We start from the raw sequence: 17,367 nt of genomic DNA on the forward strand, positions 1-17,367 counted from the left end.
ATCGCTGTCAAACTCAATCTGCCAACTCAAGGGACGAACCAGTCTGCCGCTAGCAGCGTCGCCGCCCTCGTTGTGGCGCCATATAGACCCCACTCAACAAAACTGTCAACGCATAATCCGCAAAAAGGATAACTTTTCTTTCCACAGGCAAATCAACCCATTTTTACCAAACAGAAACAATTTAAAACATCCCAACTCTATACCAAATCAAAACAGCACTTAACGCGACGGTGCGAGCAGCCAACCCATACGCTCAGCAACGCAGTCCGCCAATGCGCGCACCCGCCCACCCATCGTCTCAATAATCTCCGGCCGCGCCTCTGCGGCCATCATAGAAAGAGCAATCCCGGCCACAGGATGATTTGGACGATCACAGATCGCGGCACCGATACAAAACATACCTTCACGCAACTGACCGTCATCGAGCGAATAGCCCTTCTTCTTCACCACAGCCATCTCTGCTTCGAACGCCCTCAAGGATTGAACGCTTGAAGGTGTAATGGGCTTGGGCCACTCAGAAGGAAGATGACGCGTCAACTCCTGTGGGGACATCGAAGACAGCATCGCCTTTCCGGTCGCGGTAAACACAGCTGGCACACGCATCCCAATGCGGAACGTAATGCCAAGCGGCGCAGACGAGTCACGGCAAGAGAGATAAATGACTTCCGGACCTTCAAGGTGCGAAAGCGTCAATGTATAAGGATCAAGCCCTTCTGCTTCTGCCACGGCCTCATGAAACGCATCCACAATATCACTTCCGGCAAGGAAGCTATTCGCCCAGCGAACGGAATGCGGCCCCGTGGTAAAACTGCCATCACGATTAAGCTTCAGCAATTTAAGATGAACCATTGTCTGGCACAGGCCATGGACACTGCTTTTGGGCAATCCGGTCTGGCGCGCAATATCCGAGAGCTTCAGCCCTTCTCTGCCGGATTGATTTGCCTGCGCAATCTGATCCAGAATTTGCGAAGCCCGAACCACAGCCGGAACCAGCTTCAGGGAACTCTCGTCGTCGCTCACCGTTTTATCCATATGCTTAGCCGCTAACCTGACTGACCGATTGACTTTATCCGTCACGGCCTGTTTAATTCAATATATCGTAAGCCGTTCAATATACTGAACAGCTTAGTTCTTCAAGACTGGGATGGAATATCAGATATGCTCGCTTTAAAAGACCCCTCACTGCTTAAATCGCAATGTCTTGTGGATGGAAACTGGATAGACGCAGCAGACGGCAAAACTATTGACGTCACCAATCCGGTCGATGGCTCCGTCATTGGCACCGTTCCCTCCCTCTCTGTCGACACTATTAAAGAGACAATCAACGCTTCGAACAAGGCGCTGCCGGGTTGGGCTGCAAAGACCGCCAAAGAGCGCGCTGGAATCTTACGCAAATGGTTTGACCTGATCATTGCCAATGCAGATGACATTGCCCTTATCATGACATCGGAACAGGGCAAACCGCTCGCTGAGGCGCGTGGTGAAGTTCTTTATGCGGCCTCTTTCATTGAATGGTTCGCAGAAGAAGCCAAGCGCGTCTATGGCGACACCATTCCGGCCACACAGCCCGGCCAGCGCCTGACCGTGATCCGTCAGCCGGTCGGTGTGACGGCGGCAATCACGCCATGGAACTTCCCGGCGGCAATGATTACGCGAAAGGCAGCGCCCGCACTGGCAGCTGGCTGCACGATGATCGTCCGGCCTGCCGACCTCACCCCGCTCACCGCGCTTGCGCTTGGCGTTCTGGCGGAAAAGGCTGGAATCCCGGCAGGCGTTCTGCAGATCGTGACCGGCAAGGCCCGCGACATCGGCGCCGAACTCACCAGCAATGACATTGTCCGCAAGCTTTCCTTCACCGGCTCGACCGAAGTTGGTCGCCTGCTGATGGCGCAATGCGCACCGACCATCAAGCGCATCTCACTTGAGCTTGGCGGCAACGCACCTTTCATCGTGTTCGACGATGCCGACATCGATGCGGCTGTGGACGGCGCGATGCTTTCCAAATACCGCAATGCCGGGCAGACCTGTGTTTGCGCCAACCGCATCTATGTTCAGCGCGGCGTTTACGACACGTTTGCTGAAAAGCTGGCGCTTAAAGTGAAAGAATTAAAAGTCGGCAATGGCACCGAGCCGGGCGTCGTCATCGGCCCAATGATCGAAGAAAAGGCCATCACCAAAGTGAAGGCGCATATTGAAGATGCGGTTTCAAAAGGTGCAAAGCTTATTGCAGGCGGCAAGGAACTGGGTGGACTGTTCTTTGAACCGGGCATTCTGACAGGCGTTACCTCGGATATGCTTGTTGCCAAGGAAGAAACCTTTGGCCCGCTTGCACCGCTCTTTGCCTTCGACACGGAAGAAGAAGTGATCGCGGCTGCCAACGATACGATCTTCGGTCTGGCCGCTTACTTCTATACGGAGAACTTCAGCCGCGCGATCCGCGTCAGCGAAGGCCTGGAGTATGGCATGGTTGGACACAACACCGGCCTTATCTCCAACGAAGTCGCACCATTTGGTGGTGTAAAACAGTCGGGGCTCGGTCGCGAAGGCTCGAAATATGGCATCGAGGAATATCTCGAAACCAAATATATTTGCAGCGCTTACAAACGATAAAAATCAGCAAACACGACTTTAAAAGGGTGGCGCGCATTGTTCGCGCCGCCTTTTTTTATTATAGACGGTGCAAATAATCCCTGGGTGTTTGCCCCCTTAAAAAATCCGGAAATTTTCATGCTGCGCCGACTCTATGACTGGACGATCTCGCTTGCTGCCCGAAAGTCGGCCGAATACTGGCTCGCCTTCATCGCCTTTATAGAAAGCTCGGTATTTCTGGTGCCCGCCGATGTGCTCTTTCTTCCGATGGCGCTTGCGCGCCCGGAACGGGCCTATCGTTACGCGCTCATCGCAACCATCTTTTCCGTTCTTGGCGGCATAGCAGGCTGGTATTTGGGCTATCATGCCTATGAGCAGGTCGCAAAGCCTGTGCTTGAAATGTATGGCAAGCTCGACACCTTCGAGCAAATGCGCGGAACGACCAGCGCCGACATGATTCTGCTGATGCTCATCACATCAGGCCTCGCGCATCTGCCGCCGATCAAGGTTGTCACCATCCTCTCCGGCGCGGCAGGCATCAATATCTGGCTGTTCATTGCATCCGCGATCATTGCGCGCGGCGCACGATTCTTCTTCCTCGCATGGCTGTTGAAGCGTTATGGTGAACCGATCCGCGAATTTATCGAAAAGCGTCTCGGCCTGCTGGCTGGTCTCGTTGCTGTTTTGCTGATCGTGCTCTTCGTCGGGATTAAATATCTGAACGCCTGATTTTGCCTCAAGCCGGTCAAATTTAATTGCTTGGAGGCGAAGCAGTATTTTAGGCTAAAGAAATAAGGCCAGCATGGCGCAGGAAATTTCATATGACATTTGCACTTAACAAGCCGGTTGGCAAAATTCAGTCTTGGACCGCAGGCATCATGGCAGTCGGAATGGCTGCAACAGTCGGAACGGCTTTGGGCTTCGAGCATCTGGCTGGTTTCATGCCCTGCAAACTCTGCCTTGAAGAACGCACGCCTTATTATATCGGCGTTCCGGTTCTGGCCGCAGCCTGGGTTTCTTATAGATTGAAATGGCCTCCGGTTCTCACGCGCGGTCTGATCCTGATTGGTGCACTGCTGATGACCTTTGGCCTTGCGCTTGCCATCTATCACACCGGTGTCGAACTCAAATACTGGCCGGGTCCGGCTGATTGCAGCGCAGCCACCATGAAGCTCACGCTGGATGCCGGCAATCTGCTCGGCGATCTCAACGCGACCCGGCCGCCTGCATGTGACAGCGCACCGGGCTTCTTTCTCGGCCTGTCATTTGCAGGATGGAACGTGGTCTCAAGCCTGCTTTTTGCAGCGATTGGCTACTACGGCGCTTTTGCAAAAGGTGGAAAGTAAGAGGGAATTCTGAGGAAGTTGTTCTTTCTGGGATCCGAATCAAAAAGCGGCAGGCCATGGCGAAAATGGTGGTTCTCGAATGCCGAAGCGAAATATAATTTTGGGTGCATGAGCATCGGAACGTAGACAAATTGCCATTTGCAGACCGGCATGGCGACTTTTGGAGCAGACACTAAGGCTCCAGTTCGACATCCCAATACAGAAAATCGAGCCAGCTTTCATGAAGATGGTTGGGTGGGAAAAGACGGCCATTTTTGTGCAGATCCTGCACGCTCGGCATGACCGGCTTCTGACGCGGCCACATATGTGCTTGAGCTGGCATCAACCCGCCTTTGCGCAGATTGCAAGGGGAGCACGCGGCGACCACATTTTCCCACGTCGTCTCGCCGCCATGGCAACGCGGGGTAACGTGATCAAAGGTCAGATCATGCGGAGAGCCGCAATACTGACATTCAAAACGATCACGCAGAAACAGATTGAAGCGCGTAAACGCCGGATGACGCGGCGGCTTTACATATTCTTTCAGGCAAATCACGCTCGGCAAACGCATGGAAAACGATGGCGAAGATACGACCTGATCATATTCCGCCACGATATGCACGCGTTCAAGAAAGACTGCCTTGATCGCATCCTGCCAGGACCAGAGCGACAAAGGGTAATAGCTGAGCGGCCGATAGTCCGCATTGAGAACCAGAGCAGGCAAACCACTGCTCGAAACGGTTCGGGGAGAGACGGCTACATTCAAGGGCACACCTCCTTCAGAGCAACTCCGAAAGGAAAAGTGCGAATGGCTTTCCATGCGGAACTGCGCTCTTCACCGAAGCGCCCCGCACCCGTTATGGGCGCAACCTACAACGCTCCAGCTTTGTGAAAGCGGCAGCGCGATAGGCAGGAGATCAAGTTTCTGCGAATCGAAATACCGTCATTCACCTGATGCGAATAATGTAATCCCGACGTGACAGGATTGTGAAGCGGAAACGCGTTTATCACCCCGGAAACACGCAAGATTTACAGAAGAGGCGCAGCTTCGCGTCCCTTGATTGCGGCGTAATATGCCCAGAACAAACGCGCTGCCACGCCGCGCCATGGCGCCCAGTCTTCCGCAAGCAGACGAAGAGCCGCCGCATCAGGTCTCATTTCATGCGCGAAAGCGTGACCGACAGCCGTTTGCAGCGCCACATCGCCCGCCGGAAACACATCAGGATGACCAGCAGCAAACAGCAGATAGACTTCAGCCGTCCAGGGGCCGATGCCCTTAATAGCGGTCAACGCCTTGATCGCTTCTTCGGCAGGCAGATCGCACAGCCCATACAGGTCGATTGCCCCTTCTGCCAAGGCTTCGCTCAAGGCAAACAGCGTTCTCTGTTTCGGTCGTGAAAGCCCAGCAAAACGCCATGCCTCTTCCCCACCTGCGATATAAGCTTCCGGTGTCATCGGATCGATCACCTGCTTGAATCGCGCCCATATGGCACTCGCACTGGCTGTTGAAACCTGTTGTGCAACGATGATCGAGGCGAGGCTTTCAAAGCCCGGCTGAGACCTGCGCAGCGGCACGGCATGAGAACGGCCTCGGATATCGATTAGCCGTGCGTCGGCTAACACCAGCGCTTCAAGCCCGGCTTCAATATCGTCCAATGTATCGATCCGCCGCATTGTCAGGCCTTTCTTTTCACACGCGCGCAAAGTACCAATACCGTCAAATGACAATCAACTGACATCAACATGACAAAACCTGTTTTTCGCTTTGCTCCCAGCCCCAATGGTCAGTTACACCTTGGCCACGCCTATTCTGCACTTCTCAATGCACAAATGGCACGGATAAGCGAAGGACGCTTTCTGCTTCGCATGGAAGACATCGACACCGCCCGCTGCACGCCAGTGCTCGAACAGGGCATCTATGATGATCTCCACTGGCTTGGACTTGAATGGGAACAGCCGGTACGCCGCCAGTCGGAGCATTTTAGCGAATATCGCAATGCGCTGACCAAGCTTGCAGATAAGGGCCTCGTCTACCCCGCCTTTCTGAGTCGCACCGAGGTGCGCGCGATTATCGGCGAAGCGCATGCCAAGGGCCAGGACTGGCCGTCCGATCCGGACGGCACACCGCTTTATCCGCAAGGCGAACGGGAGATGAGCGACAAGGAACAGATGCAACGCATCGTTTCCGGTGCGCCCTATGCGTGGCGGCTCAATATGGAGAAAGCGCTCGACATGGCTGGCGAAGCGCTGTTCTGGAATGAAAGCGGCCAAGGCCCGGACGGTGAGACCGGCCACCTTATCGCCGATCCTGCACAATGGGGCGACGTGGTGATTGCCCGTAAAGACACACCTACGAGCTATCATCTTTCCGTCGTGGTGGATGATGCGTTGCAAGGCATCACGCATATTGTCCGCGGGCGCGACCTGTTTCATGCAACATCTGTGCACAGGCTTCTGCAGAAGCTTCTGGGCTTGCCGGAACCGCTTTATCATCATCACGATCTTGTGCTGGGCGATGATGGTCTGAAACTATCCAAAAGCCGCAAGGATACGGCACTCAGCAGCCTGCGCGAACAGGGCTGGACTCCTGATCAGATTAAACGCACCCTGAACTTGTAATTCATTTTCGCCGCAGCGTCACAGATGATGTGCCCGCACGCTGATTGACGAAAGCGCGCTAAAGCGGTTCAAAGACATCTTAATGGCTGGTGTTGAAAGATACTGGCAGTGTTTTTTTATTTGAAGGAGGCAGAGCCATGGTTTCTCAGAAAGCCGGTCATTACGTTGAGATAGAAGGCTTGCGCGTTGCCCCTGAACTGGTGGAGTTTCTGGAAAGCGAAGCCGCACCCGGCACGGGCGTTGAACCAGACGCCTTCTGGAAGGGCTTCGCCGCCATCATCCGCGATCTCGCACCGAAGAATCGCGCCCTCCTCAAAAAGCGCGACGACATGCAGGCCAAGATCGATGCCTGGTACAAGGACAATCGCGACAAAGGCTATTCGCAGGCCGACTACCAGAAATTCCTGAAAGATATCGGCTACCTCCTGCCGGAAGGCGGAGAATTCAAGGTTTCGACTGCCAATGTCGACCCGGAAATCATGCATATTGCAGGGCCGCAGCTTGTCGTTCCGGTCATGAATGCACGCTATGCGCTCAACGCCGCCAATGCACGCTGGGGTTCGCTCTATGACGCGCTTTACGGCACCGATGCGATCTCCGAAGAGGACGGCGCGGAAAAAGGCAAAGGCTACAACCCGAAGCGCGGCGAAAAAGTCATTGCATGGGCCAAGAATTTTCTCGATGAAAGCGCACCGCTCAATGCGGGCAAATGGGCCGACGTCACCGGCCTTTCCGTCAAGGACGGCAAACTCGCTGTAACGCTTGCCGATGGCTCAGCCACCGCCTTGAAGGACGGCAGTCAGTTCAAAGGCTATAATGGCGATGAAAGCGCACCCACCAATGTGCTCTTGGCCAAGAACAACATGCATGTCGATATCGTCATCAATGCGGACAGCCCGATCGGCAAGACCGACCCGGCGCATATCGCAGACATGGTTCTGGAGTCGGCTATCAGCACGATTCAGGATTGCGAAGATTCGATTGCGGCCGTCGATGCGGAAGACAAGGTTGCGGTTTATCGCAACTGGCTCGGCCTGATGAATGGCAAGCTTGAAGACACGTTCGAGAAGAACGGCAAGCAGATGACGCGCCGCCTCAATGGAGACCGCAGCTATAAAACGCCTGATGGTTCCGACCTTACCCTCAAGGGCCGTTCGCTGATGCTGGTGCGCAATGTCGGCCACCTGATGACCAATCCGGCGATCATTGATGCCGACGGCCATGAAGTGCCGGAAGGCATCATGGATGCCGCTTTCACGAGCCTGATTGCACTGCATGACATTGGCCCGAACGGTCGCCATCTGAATTCGCGCGAAGGCTCGGTCTATATCGTCAAGCCAAAGATGCACGGACCGGAGGAAGTGGCATTTGCCAATGAAATCTTCACCCGCACCGAAGAGCTGCTTGGCATGAAGCCGAACACACTGAAAATCGGCATCATGGATGAAGAGCGCCGCACCACGGTTAACCTCAAGGAAGCAATCCGCGCCGCGAAAGAACGCGTCGTTTTCATCAATACCGGCTTCCTTGATCGCACCGGCGACGAAATCCACACCTCGATGGAAGCTGGCCCGATGATCCGCAAAGGCGACATGAAGCAGGCCGCCTGGATCGGCGCTTATGAACAGTGGAATGTCGATATCGGTCTTGAATGCGGCCTTTCCGGCCATGCGCAGATCGGCAAGGGCATGTGGGCGATGCCGGACCTGATGGCCGCCATGCTCGAACAGAAAATCGCCCATCCGAAGGCTGGAGCGAACACCGCATGGGTGCCATCGCCGACCGCAGCAACCCTGCACGCAACCCATTATCATCAGGTTGATGTGGCAGCAGTTCAGGAGAAACTGAAAAGTCGCCCACGTGCCAAGCTCGACGACATTCTGTCCGTGCCGGTCGCAAGCCGTCCAAACTGGACACCGGAAGACATCCAGCACGAGATCGACAACAATGCGCAAGGCATTCTCGGTTATGTCGTGCGCTGGGTTGATCAGGGCGTAGGCTGCTCGAAAGTGCCGGACATTAACAATGTTGGCCTGATGGAAGACCGTGCCACGCTGCGTATTTCGGCACAGCATATCGCCAACTGGCTCTATCATGGCGTGGTTTCAGAAGCGCAAGTCATGGAAACCCTAAAACGCATGGCAGCTGTCGTGGACAAGCAGAATGAAGGCGATCCGCTTTATCGTCCGATGGCCGTAGACTTCGATAAGTCGATTGCTTTCCAGGCAGCTTGTGATCTCGTTTTCAAGGGCCGCGAACAGCCGAATGGCTACACCGAGCCAGTCCTGCATCGCCGCCGTTTGGAGTTAAAAGCGCAAGGCTGATTTTTATCCACTTGAAAGTGATCGAAAATGGCGGGAAAAATCCCGCCGTTTTCTTATTCATTAAGGCCTCTGAAATGACCCTCACCATCCGCTTTGCCAACGAAGCTGACCTCCCTGCTCTGCTTGCGATCTACAATGATGCAGTCGAAAACACGCTCGCCATCTGGAACGAAACGCTTGTCGATCTGGAAAACCGTCGCGAATGGCTTGAAAATCGCAACCGTGACGGCTTTCCAGTTCTGGTGGCCGAACGGGAGGGACAGGTCGTTGGTTATGCAAGTTATGGCCCATTTCGTCCGTTTGAAGGTTTCCGCCACTCATCCGAACTCTCTGTTTATGTGGCAAGCGATGCACGCGGTGGCGGTATTGGACGCGCACTTCTGGCAGAGCTTGTAGAAGAAGCACGCGATCGCAAAGTCCATGTCCTTGTGGCAGGCATTGAATCTGGCAATGCCGCATCCATCGCGCTGCACAAATCGCAGGGTTTTACAGATGGTGGCACGCTGAAACAGGTCGGCCAGAAATTCGGACGCTGGCTAGACCTGACTTTCATGCAAAAAATACTCTAAACACGGCTATCCAATAAAGACGCAGCCGCTTATTGCCCTGCTGCGCCTTTTTTGTTTATACAAGCGTATTCGCAAGGACCCGGTGAAAGCCCGGGTGGCTCTTCTGGCCGCCTATCCGCCAGACAACGCAACAACATCCCCATTTTTACAATCGGCCATGTTGATTCGGGCATCCCTGTCCGTTTTCTATTTGCGGAAAATTCAATGACACGTCTTGCTGCCTACCGCCGCGAGTGGTTCTCCAATATTCGCGGCGATATTCTTTCCGGTATCGTCGTAGCACTCGCTCTTATCCCGGAAGCTATCGGCTTTTCTGTTATCGCCGGCGTCGATCCCAAAGTCGGCCTTTTCGCTTCTTTCGCCATTGCCTGTGTTTCCGCCTTCACCGGCGGACGCCCCGGCATGATCTCTGCTGCGACCGCTGCAACGGCTGTGGTGATGGTCTCACTCGTCAAAGAACATGGGTTGCAATATCTTTTTGCAGCCACGATCCTGATGGGCTTTTTTCAAATCATCGCAGGCTTTCTCAAAGTCGGGCGGCTGATGCGTTTCGTTTCGCGATCCGTCATCACCGGCTTCGTCAATGCCTTGGCAATCCTCATTTTCATGGCACAATTGCCCGAACTCATCCATGTCCCCGTCGAGACATACTGGATGATCGCAGGTGGCCTCGCCATCATCTATCTGTTTCCGCGCATAACCAGAGTGATCCCATCGCCCCTGGTGGCAATCGCGGTTTTGACCACGCTTGCGTGGACAACCGGCATGGATCTGCGCACCGTGGGTGATCTTGGCGAATTGCCATCGGCTTTGCCGATCTTCGCGCTTCCACAAGTGCCGCTGACCCTCGAAACACTGCAAATCATCCTGCCTTATTCGATCACGCTTGCAGCCGTTGGCCTGCTCGAATCGCTGTTGACCGCCCAGATTGTCGATGACATGACGGATACAACCAGCAACAAAAGCCAGGAATGCATTGGTCAGGGCACCAGCAATATCGCATCCGCGATGATTGGTGGCATGGGTGGTTGCGCCATGATCGGACAGTCGGTGATCAATGTCACATCCGGCGGTCGCGGCAGGCTTTCAACCTTTGTTGCTGGTTCTTTCCTGCTGTTTCTTATTCTCGTTCTCGACGATCTGGTGCGGATCATTCCGATGGCAGCCCTCGTGGCGGTGATGATCATGGTGTCAATTGGCACCTTCTCATGGCGTTCGATCCTTGATCTACGCCGCAACCCGCCATCCTCCTCCATTGTCATGCTGGCAACCGTCATAACGGTGGTTTCCACCCATGATCTTGCCAAGGGCGTTCTGGTTGGCGTGCTGCTTTCCGGTGTATTTTTCGCAGGCAAGGTCGCAAAGATGTTCCGTGTAAGCGAAACCCTCAATGAGGATGAAAACGAGCGCACCTACACCGTTCAGGGCCAAATCTTCTTTGCCTCCGCGCAAAGCTTCATTGCGGCTTTCGATTTTTCCACGCCTGCAAAGAAAGTGACGATTGATGTCAGTCATGCCCATCTGTGGGATATCACATCAGTCGACGCTCTTGATAAAGTTGTTTTGAAATACCGTGCTGACGGTACGGATGTTTCGGTGATCGGCTTTAATGAAGCAAGTAGTGACATGATCGACCGCTTCGCCGTCCACGATAAGGAAATTGGCACCGCGAAACTGGCGGTACACTAAACAAAGAAAAGGGCCGCTTTCGCGGCCCTTTTTATCAGTTCGGCTGTGGAACGGCAGGCAGATCATCAAGCCCGATAGCCCCTTCAACCTGATCGCTGCGGGCAATCAGGTAGAGGCCAAGCACAGAGGTCAGAGCGGCGATGAACACCAGATACCAGGCATGCGCCATCGGGTTGACCGCCAGAAGCGAGGTTACGATCACCGGCGTCAGACCACCAAAAACCGCATAGGAAACATTGTAGGAAAACGACAGGCCCGAGAAGCGCACTGGCGCCGGAAATGCCCGCACCATCACATAAGGGGCCGCGCCAACCATGCCCACCGAAAGGCCCATCACTGCATAAAGCGCAAACAGAACAGGCAGAGAAACTGCCGCATAGGTGTAGAACACGAACGTCGCAATACCGAAGAAAATGCCTGCAACGGCAAAGAATCGGCCGCTGCCAATGCGATCAACGATCGCGCCGGCACTCACTGTTCCGAACATCAGAAACAACGTGCCGAAGCTCGTGGCGGCAAGCGACTGCAAAGGCGTGTAGCCATAAAGTTTTTGCAAGAAAGTTGCCGTCATCAGCGTGGTGACGACAATGCCAGCCGACAGAATCCAGGTCAGCAGCACAGAAATGATAACCCCATGCATGTGGTTGCGCAGAACGGTGCCAAGCGGCAGCTTGTCCTTGAGGAGATGACTGTTCTTCATCTCGGTGAAAATCGGGGTTTCAGCCAACCAGCGGCGCAGATAAACGGCGAATAGGCCAAAAATACCACCGATGAAGAATGGTATGCGCCAGGCGTAAGCAGCAAGTTCTTCCGGCGTGAAAATCCAGTTGATGGCGGTGGCGATCAGCGAGCCGATCATGATACCGAGTGTCAGGCCCGAGCAGAGAAAGCCGCACGCCATGCCAACACGATTGGCGGGGACATGCTCCGCCACAAAGGTCCATGCGCCGGGCACTTCGCCACCGATGGCAGCGCCCTGCAACATGCGGAAGATGATCAGCAGAATGGGCGCGCCAACGCCAAGCGTTGCATAGGTTGGCAGGCAGGCCATCGCCAAGGTCGAGATCGACATCAGAAATACCGAGAATGCAAACACGCGCTTGCGGCCAAATTTATCACCGAAATGCGCCAGCACGATGCCACCAATCGGACGCACCAGATAACCAGCAGCGAAGATGCCAAAAGTCTGGATCAGCACCAGCCAGTCAGGCATATCGGGCGGGAAAAACAAATGACCAATGACGCTCGCAAAAAACACGAAGATGATAAAATCATAAAACTCCAGCGCACCGCCCAATGCAGAAAGGCCAAGGGTGCGGAAATCCTGCCGGTTTAGCGGGCGGGGATTGGGGCTTGTATGGGAGTTTGTCGATGCCATCAATTCGTTCTCTTCTGACGGGTTTGCTGATGTGAAGCCCTCTTTATTGGGCCGGGGTTTAATGCGCCAATTGTGCCTTCGCTGCAAGGCTTGACTTTCAGCCCAAAAATCCCTTACTTAGAACCATTCTAAACTATGGATTTGAGAAATGATTAGTCGATTTTTCAGCAATGGCCGCCGCCCTTTTGAATCACTCTCCGAACAGGAGATCCTCGCCCTCGCCATTTCATCGGAGGAAGATGACGCACGCATCTATCTGGCCTACGCTGACGGCCTGCGTGATGAATTTCCGCAGTCAGCGAAAATCTTTGAACAAATGGCTGATGAAGAGCATCAGCATCGTGATGCGCTCATTGCGCGACACCGCGCCCGTTTTGGGGACAATATTCCGCTCATTCGCCGTGAACATGTCAGCGGATATTATGAGCGCAAACCCGACTGGCTTGTCCGCCCGCTGGGGATCGACAAGGTGCGTGACGCCGCAGCGCAAATGGAAGAGCAAGCCTACCGCTTTTATATTGAAGCTGCCAAACGTGTCACCGACGCGCAGACACGCCAGCTGCTGGGCGACCTTGCACTGCAGGAAAAAAAGCACGAAGCAAAAGCTGAATCGCTTGAGAATGAACTCACACCGCACACCGTGCAAGACGAAGAACGCGCACTTGAGCGGAAACAGTTCATCCTGACCTATGTGCAGCCGGGTCTGGCTGGACTGATGGATGGCTCGGTCTCCACTCTCGCGCCGATTTTTGCGGCAGCTTTCGCCACGCAGGATACATGGCAGACATTTCTCGTCGGCCTTTCGGCCTCGGTGGGTGCGGGTATTTCGATGGGCTTTACGGAAGCCGTGCATGATGATGGCAAGCTGTCAGGCCGTGGGTCACCGATCAAGCGCGGCATTTCCTGCGGCGTGATGACGACACTCGGCGGCCTTGGCCACACCCTGCCCTATCTCATCAAAGACTTCTGGACCGCGACAAGCATCGCAGCAATTCTTGTGTTCTTCGAACTCTGGGCCATCGCTTTCATCCAGAACCGCTATATGGAAACGCCATTCTTCCGCGCAGCCCTTCAGGTGGTGTTCGGTGGCGCGCTTGTGCTGGCTGCCGGCATATTGATTGGCAGTGCCTAGACCTCGGCCTTCTCACAAGAACGCGAAGCGGGTTCCAAAAACGCATCAATCGCAATACGCCCCTGCCGGGAAACAGTAACAAAACTGTTTGCCGGCACGGCCATCCAGTTTGCAGCATCCCCATCAAGTGGCTCCGATACAACGCATATACCAGACGCGCTGCCCAGCGTGGCCGTATAAAGCGTCGGCGCAAAGGCATCGGTGGCATAACGGATTGCATAAAGCTGATTGCCATCGGAGAAAGCCGCCGTCAGCCGCAGGAATGGCGGCACACCCGCGCGCACGGCATCTTCAACAATTGTTGAAACCATGCGCTTCATGGCCAGAACAGGATCTCGATCAAGGCCAAACTCCAGCATCAGAAGAAAGATCAGCTCCGAATCAGTCGCGCCGTGTTTTTGCGCATAGACCTCGTCGCTCAGATGGCCTTCCAGCCTGCGCCGCAAACGGTTGAAATTGCCGATCTGTCCATTATGCATAAAGCTCCAGCGATCTGAAACGAAGGGGTGACAGTTGGAGCGGCTTGTCAATCCACCGGTTGATGCGCGGACATGGGCAAGAAAAAGGCGCGACCGGATCTGCCGCGCAAGACTGTGTAAGTTCTGATCGGACCATGCGGGCAGAATATCCCGATAAAGCCCCGGCTCACTGCGCTCGCCATACCAGGCAACACCAAAACCGTCGCCATTGGTTCGTGTTTTTGCTTCATGCGCATCGTGGCTCTGCGCCACGAGCGAATGACAGGGAGACGATATAATGTCTTCCAGATAGGTTTCAGGTCCAAGATAAGCGGCCCAACGACACATTTTCGATCCGGCGATTACCGGCCCCGGTTATGAGTTCGCTCATACAACTGGCGAACAATTGTGCTCGCAGTCTTCTCGAACAAAAATGGCAAAATTGCATGAATGAGGGCAGCAAAAGCTGCACAAAAAAGCTTGAACGAAAAACGACCCGCAAAGGCCATATGCTCAAAATAGGTTTCATCTACGGATTCAGGATGCTCCGTAAAAAGCCGTGTAATACGTGTTGTCATTGAAAATACTCCCGTCAACGAGCAATTTGTTCCCATTTATGCGGCGCAGAAGCGCCTTTCTGGAAAATCATTTTAGCAAAAGCAAACGAGATGAAATCTCAATTTATCCTTGATAATTTACATTTTATGAGACAATCATCCCAATATGAAGCTCACACTGGATGAAATTGATCGAAAAATCTTGAATGAGTTGCAAATTGACGGAACCCTATCCGTTGATTCTCTCTCAGAGCGCGTGCATCTTTCCCGCAATGCCTGCTGGCGGCGGGTCAAACGCATGGAAGATGAAAGCGTCATCAAGGCGCGTGTCGCTTTGGTCGATGCCGAAATGGCAGGTTGCGGCCTTTCCGTCTTCATTCTGGTTCGCACATCAAGCCACGACCCTGAGTGGCTGGGGAAATTTCGCAGCGCCACGGCCCGTTTTCCGGAAATCGTTGGCGTCTATCGCATGACCGGCGATCTCGACTATGTGCTCAAAGCGCGCGTTTCAGACGTCAAGGCCTATGACCGGCTCTATCAGCGGCTGATCGCAAGCGTTCCTTTGTCGGATGTGTCGGCTTCTTTCGTCATGGAAGAGATCAAGGAAACCACGGCTGTGCCGCTTGAACGGGATTAATTCTCCCGTGAAAGGCAGCTCATGGTGTAAAAGCATGATCCTGTGCCGCACTATCATTGCAAAACTAAAAATAGGCGGTACACCTTTGATGTGTTTTCACGTATGAGCGTCGCCAATTTAACTTCACGTAGGAAAGGCCCCCTCATGACAGCACCAACGCTCGGCATCATTCGCCTTGAACATGCGGAAAGCCTTGATCTCCCCGCTTATGAGACCTCCGGCTCGGCTGGCATGGATCTCCGCGCCGCTGTAGCAGAAGATCGCCAGATCGTGCTTCTGCCGGGGCGCCGCACCCTGGTACCAACCGGCCTCATCTTTGAAATCCCGGAAGGCTATGAAGTGCAGATCCGCCCTCGCTCTGGCCTCGCCTTCAAGCATGGCATCACCTGCCTCAACACGCCGGGGACCATTGATTCCGACTATCGCGGCGAAGTGAAGGTGCTTCTTGTTAATCTCGGTGACGAAGATTTCCGCATCGAACGCGGCATGCGCATTGCGCAGGCAGTCTTCGCGCCGGTCATTCAGCCAAAAATCGAAGAGCGCTCACAGGTCAGCGAAACAGCCCGCGGTGCTGGCGGTTTCGGTTCAACCGGCACAGCCTGATAAATCGGGCATATAAAGTGAGAATAAGCCGGGGATCCCCGGCTTTTCTTTTATTGTTCACCCTTGGGTTAAATGATGATTCAAGCCACCCATTTTTGGGGCTATTAGGCGCATGACAAATAATTAAGATGAATTCCTGAATATGTAGACATAGATAACCAGCAAAGACTGGTTTGATATTGATTTTCAGAGGTTACCGGGTGCTCAAATCCAACGATTCACTTTCCACAGGTTCAAAGCAAAAGCGCGTAAAGCGCAATCGAAGCCGCTTCTGGCTTCTGCTGCCGATTGCTGTGATCGTACTGGGTGGTGGCTGGTATGTGCTGAGTGGGCGGGAATCCGGCAGCCAGCAAAGCGCTTATCTGGCTGAAACCGTGCAACGTGGAAATATCGAAGATTCGATAACAGCAGTTGGTAAACTCAACGCTTTGCGCAGCATCAATGTCGGCGCGCAGGTTTCGGGGCAGTTAAAAAGCGTGAAGGTTGAAGTTGGCGATGAAGTCAAACAAGGTGACTTGATTGCCGAAATCGACCCCTCCCCTTTTGAGAAAAAAGTAGAGATTTCCAGCGCCCAGCTCGATAATCTGAAAGCGCAGCTGTTAAGCAAACAGGCACAGCTTACGCTCAAGAAAGCCAATGCTGCCCGCCAGCGCTCGCTGCTCGCCACCCGCAACGCATCGCAGTCGACGATTGATCAGGCTGATGCCGACCTATCCATGGCCGAAGCCGATGTCAAAGCCCTGAGTGCGCAAATCCGCCAGCAGGAGGCACAGCTTGCAAGCGACAAGGTCGATCTTGGCTATACAAAAATTTACAGCCCTATGACCGGCACCGTCGTTGATCAGACCACCAAAGAGGGCGAAACGCTGAATGCCGTGCAGAGTGCACCGACCGTGGTAACGGTCGCAGACCTCAAAGTCATGACCGTGGAAGCCCAGGTTTCCGAAGCTGACATCAGCAGGCTGAAGCCCGGAATGCCAGTCTATTTCACACTTCTCGGCCAGCCGGACAAGCGTTTTACCGGCACGTTACGCCAGATCAAACCAACGCCTCAGACTGACAATAATGTCGTTCTTTATTATGCGCTGTTTGACGTTCCCAATCCAACCGGCGAACTCATGATCAATATGAGTGCACAGGTCTATTTCGTGCTCAATCACGCAGACAATGTGCTCATTGTTCCCACCGCAGCGCTTCACGCCAAGCCTGATGGTGCAGGCAAACCGCAGACGAGTGTTCAGGTCGTCGATCAAAATGGTTCGGTGGCAGAACGCACTGTTGAAGTCGGCGTTCGCAACCGCGTGCAGGCTGAAATTAAGAACGGTCTTGAAGAAGGCGACAAGGTCATCGTCACCTCAGCATCTGCAACCGCAGGCTCCAATGCACGTGGCCGCAGGTCCGGCGGTATGTTCTTCTAGAGCATTTCCAGCAAAAGTGCGACGCGGTTTTGCGTGAGATAATGCTTAAAAACAAAGAGATAGAGCGGA

17 protein-coding genes and 1 other annotated feature are annotated in these 17,367 nt (G+C 54.1%); of the genes, 11 read left to right on the forward strand and 6 right to left on the reverse strand.

Features of this window, described 5'->3' with window-relative positions; genetic code table 11:
- Positions 1–219: 219 nt before the first annotated feature.
- Positions 220–1,032 carry an IclR family transcriptional regulator gene (locus ABE530_RS10375; protein ID WP_499694468.1) on the reverse strand — a complete coding sequence of 271 codons (813 nt, stop codon included), beginning with the start codon at positions 1,030–1,032 and terminating at the stop codon, positions 220–222.
- 126 nt (positions 1,033–1,158) lie between these two features.
- Here ABE530_RS10375 and ABE530_RS10380 point away from each other — a divergent pair, with 126 nt between their 5' ends.
- From ABE530_RS10380 to ABE530_RS10390, 3 genes are all read left to right on the forward strand, one after another.
- On the forward strand, positions 1,159–2,610 hold the full coding sequence (locus tag ABE530_RS10380) for an NAD-dependent succinate-semialdehyde dehydrogenase (protein ID WP_265984754.1): 1,452 nt from the start codon (positions 1,159–1,161) through the stop codon (positions 2,608–2,610).
- Between the two features lie 117 nt (positions 2,611–2,727).
- Positions 2,728–3,318, forward strand: a complete 591-nt coding sequence (locus tag ABE530_RS10385) for a YqaA family protein (RefSeq protein ID WP_499694469.1) — start codon at positions 2,728–2,730, stop codon at positions 3,316–3,318.
- A 92-nt stretch (positions 3,319–3,410) separates the two neighbouring features.
- Complete coding sequence (locus tag ABE530_RS10390; RefSeq protein WP_499694470.1) at positions 3,411–3,935, forward strand: disulfide bond formation protein B; 525 nt, start codon at positions 3,411–3,413, stop codon at positions 3,933–3,935.
- 172 nt (positions 3,936–4,107) lie between these two features.
- On the opposite strand, the gene ABE530_RS10395 is transcribed toward ABE530_RS10390, so the two are convergent.
- A complete protein-coding gene (locus ABE530_RS10395) occupies positions 4,108–4,680 on the reverse strand; it encodes an HNH endonuclease (protein ID WP_026070265.1) in 573 nt (190 codons plus the stop codon).
- A 263-nt stretch (positions 4,681–4,943) separates the two neighbouring features.
- Positions 4,944–5,588 (reverse strand): DNA-3-methyladenine glycosylase family protein, encoded by a 645-nt coding sequence (locus ABE530_RS10400; RefSeq protein WP_499694581.1) that lies wholly within the window; start codon positions 5,586–5,588, stop codon positions 4,944–4,946.
- Between the two features lie 69 nt (positions 5,589–5,657).
- Between ABE530_RS10400 and gluQRS the strand changes: the two genes are divergently transcribed.
- The 4 genes from gluQRS to ABE530_RS10420 all read left to right on the forward strand — a co-directional run bounded on the left by gluQRS (position 5,658) and on the right by ABE530_RS10420 (position 11,115).
- Positions 5,658–6,533 (forward strand): tRNA glutamyl-Q(34) synthetase GluQRS, encoded by an 876-nt coding sequence (gene gluQRS / locus ABE530_RS10405; protein ID WP_499694471.1) that lies wholly within the window; start codon positions 5,658–5,660, stop codon positions 6,531–6,533.
- A gap of 137 nt (positions 6,534–6,670) precedes the next feature.
- The gene (locus tag ABE530_RS10410; protein ID WP_499694472.1) at positions 6,671–8,857 is read left to right on the forward strand and encodes a malate synthase G; all 2,187 of its coding nucleotides are present in this window, start codon (positions 6,671–6,673) and stop codon (positions 8,855–8,857) included.
- A gap of 74 nt (positions 8,858–8,931) precedes the next feature.
- Entirely contained in the window at positions 8,932–9,426 is a 495-nt protein-coding gene (locus tag ABE530_RS10415) for a GNAT family N-acetyltransferase (protein ID WP_499694473.1), read from the forward strand.
- Positions 9,427–9,498: 72 nt separating this feature from the next.
- Positions 9,499–9,554 (forward strand) — a sequence feature (sul1 is cis-regulatory element that is thought to sense ions involved in sulfur or methionine metabolism; They are found in Alphaproteobacteria).
- Between the two features lie 76 nt (positions 9,555–9,630).
- The gene (locus ABE530_RS10420; RefSeq protein WP_499694474.1) at positions 9,631–11,115 is read left to right on the forward strand and encodes a SulP family inorganic anion transporter; all 1,485 of its coding nucleotides are present in this window, start codon (positions 9,631–9,633) and stop codon (positions 11,113–11,115) included.
- 34 nt (positions 11,116–11,149) lie between these two features.
- On the opposite strand, the gene ABE530_RS10425 is transcribed toward ABE530_RS10420, so the two are convergent.
- The gene (locus ABE530_RS10425; protein WP_499694475.1) at positions 11,150–12,493 is read right to left on the reverse strand and encodes an MFS transporter; all 1,344 of its coding nucleotides are present in this window, start codon (positions 12,491–12,493) and stop codon (positions 11,150–11,152) included.
- 148 nt (positions 12,494–12,641) lie between these two features.
- Here ABE530_RS10425 and mbfA point away from each other — a divergent pair, with 148 nt between their 5' ends.
- A complete protein-coding gene (gene mbfA, locus ABE530_RS10430) occupies positions 12,642–13,625 on the forward strand; it encodes an iron exporter MbfA (protein WP_396998128.1) in 984 nt (327 codons plus the stop codon).
- Here the strand turns inward: mbfA and ABE530_RS10435 are convergent.
- Together ABE530_RS10435 and ABE530_RS10440 are read right to left on the reverse strand one after the other, a co-directional pair.
- Positions 13,622–14,431, reverse strand: a complete 810-nt coding sequence (locus tag ABE530_RS10435) for a class II glutamine amidotransferase (protein WP_499694476.1) — start codon at positions 14,429–14,431, stop codon at positions 13,622–13,624. The genes mbfA and ABE530_RS10435 overlap by 4 nt on opposite strands.
- A 14-nt stretch (positions 14,432–14,445) precedes the next feature.
- Entirely contained in the window at positions 14,446–14,661 is a 216-nt protein-coding gene (locus ABE530_RS10440; protein WP_140021890.1) for a DUF6356 family protein, read from the reverse strand.
- A 145-nt stretch (positions 14,662–14,806) separates the two neighbouring features.
- Here ABE530_RS10440 and ABE530_RS10445 point away from each other — a divergent pair, with 145 nt between their 5' ends.
- The 3 genes from ABE530_RS10445 to ABE530_RS10455 all read left to right on the forward strand — a co-directional run bounded on the left by ABE530_RS10445 (position 14,807) and on the right by ABE530_RS10455 (position 17,298).
- Positions 14,807–15,277 (forward strand): Lrp/AsnC family transcriptional regulator, encoded by a 471-nt coding sequence (locus ABE530_RS10445; protein ID WP_499694477.1) that lies wholly within the window; start codon positions 14,807–14,809, stop codon positions 15,275–15,277.
- 144 nt (positions 15,278–15,421) lie between these two features.
- Entirely contained in the window at positions 15,422–15,880 is a 459-nt protein-coding gene (gene dut / locus ABE530_RS10450) for a dUTP diphosphatase (protein WP_499694478.1), read from the forward strand.
- A gap of 200 nt (positions 15,881–16,080) precedes the next feature.
- A complete protein-coding gene (locus ABE530_RS10455) occupies positions 16,081–17,298 on the forward strand; it encodes an efflux RND transporter periplasmic adaptor subunit (protein ID WP_499694479.1) in 1,218 nt (405 codons plus the stop codon).
- Positions 17,299–17,367 lie beyond the last annotated feature (69 nt).

The organism is Brucella sp. TWI559 (assembly GCF_039674265.1).
GTDB classification, from domain to species: Bacteria; Pseudomonadota; Alphaproteobacteria; order Rhizobiales; family Rhizobiaceae; genus Brucella; species Brucella chromiisoli.

What these genes read in the sequence shown, in the direction of transcription:
- ABE530_RS10375 (WP_499694468.1), bottom strand. Translation starts at nt 1,032, where the DNA reads ATGGATAAAACGGTGAGCGACGACGAGAGTTCCCTGAAGCTGGTTCCG.
- ABE530_RS10380 (WP_265984754.1), top strand. Translation starts at nt 1,159, where the DNA reads ATGCTCGCTTTAAAAGACCCCTCACTGCTTAAATCGCAATGTCTTGTG.
- ABE530_RS10385 (WP_499694469.1), top strand. Translation starts at nt 2,728, where the DNA reads ATGCTGCGCCGACTCTATGACTGGACGATCTCGCTTGCTGCCCGAAAG.
- ABE530_RS10390 (WP_499694470.1), top strand. Translation starts at nt 3,411, where the DNA reads ATGACATTTGCACTTAACAAGCCGGTTGGCAAAATTCAGTCTTGGACC.
- ABE530_RS10400 (WP_499694581.1), bottom strand. Translation starts at nt 5,588, where the DNA reads ATGCGGCGGATCGATACATTGGACGATATTGAAGCCGGGCTTGAAGCG.
- gluQRS (WP_499694471.1), top strand. Translation starts at nt 5,658, where the DNA reads ATGACAAAACCTGTTTTTCGCTTTGCTCCCAGCCCCAATGGTCAGTTA.
- ABE530_RS10410 (WP_499694472.1), top strand. Translation starts at nt 6,671, where the DNA reads ATGGTTTCTCAGAAAGCCGGTCATTACGTTGAGATAGAAGGCTTGCGC.
- ABE530_RS10415 (WP_499694473.1), top strand. Translation starts at nt 8,932, where the DNA reads ATGACCCTCACCATCCGCTTTGCCAACGAAGCTGACCTCCCTGCTCTG.
- ABE530_RS10420 (WP_499694474.1), top strand. Translation starts at nt 9,631, where the DNA reads ATGACACGTCTTGCTGCCTACCGCCGCGAGTGGTTCTCCAATATTCGC.
- ABE530_RS10425 (WP_499694475.1), bottom strand. Translation starts at nt 12,493, where the DNA reads ATGGCATCGACAAACTCCCATACAAGCCCCAATCCCCGCCCGCTAAAC.
- mbfA (WP_396998128.1), top strand. Translation starts at nt 12,642, where the DNA reads ATGATTAGTCGATTTTTCAGCAATGGCCGCCGCCCTTTTGAATCACTC.
- ABE530_RS10435 (WP_499694476.1), bottom strand. Translation starts at nt 14,431, where the DNA reads ATGTGTCGTTGGGCCGCTTATCTTGGACCTGAAACCTATCTGGAAGAC.
- ABE530_RS10440 (WP_140021890.1), bottom strand. Translation starts at nt 14,661, where the DNA reads ATGACAACACGTATTACACGGCTTTTTACGGAGCATCCTGAATCCGTA.
- ABE530_RS10445 (WP_499694477.1), top strand. Translation starts at nt 14,807, where the DNA reads ATGAAGCTCACACTGGATGAAATTGATCGAAAAATCTTGAATGAGTTG.
- dut (WP_499694478.1), top strand. Translation starts at nt 15,422, where the DNA reads ATGACAGCACCAACGCTCGGCATCATTCGCCTTGAACATGCGGAAAGC.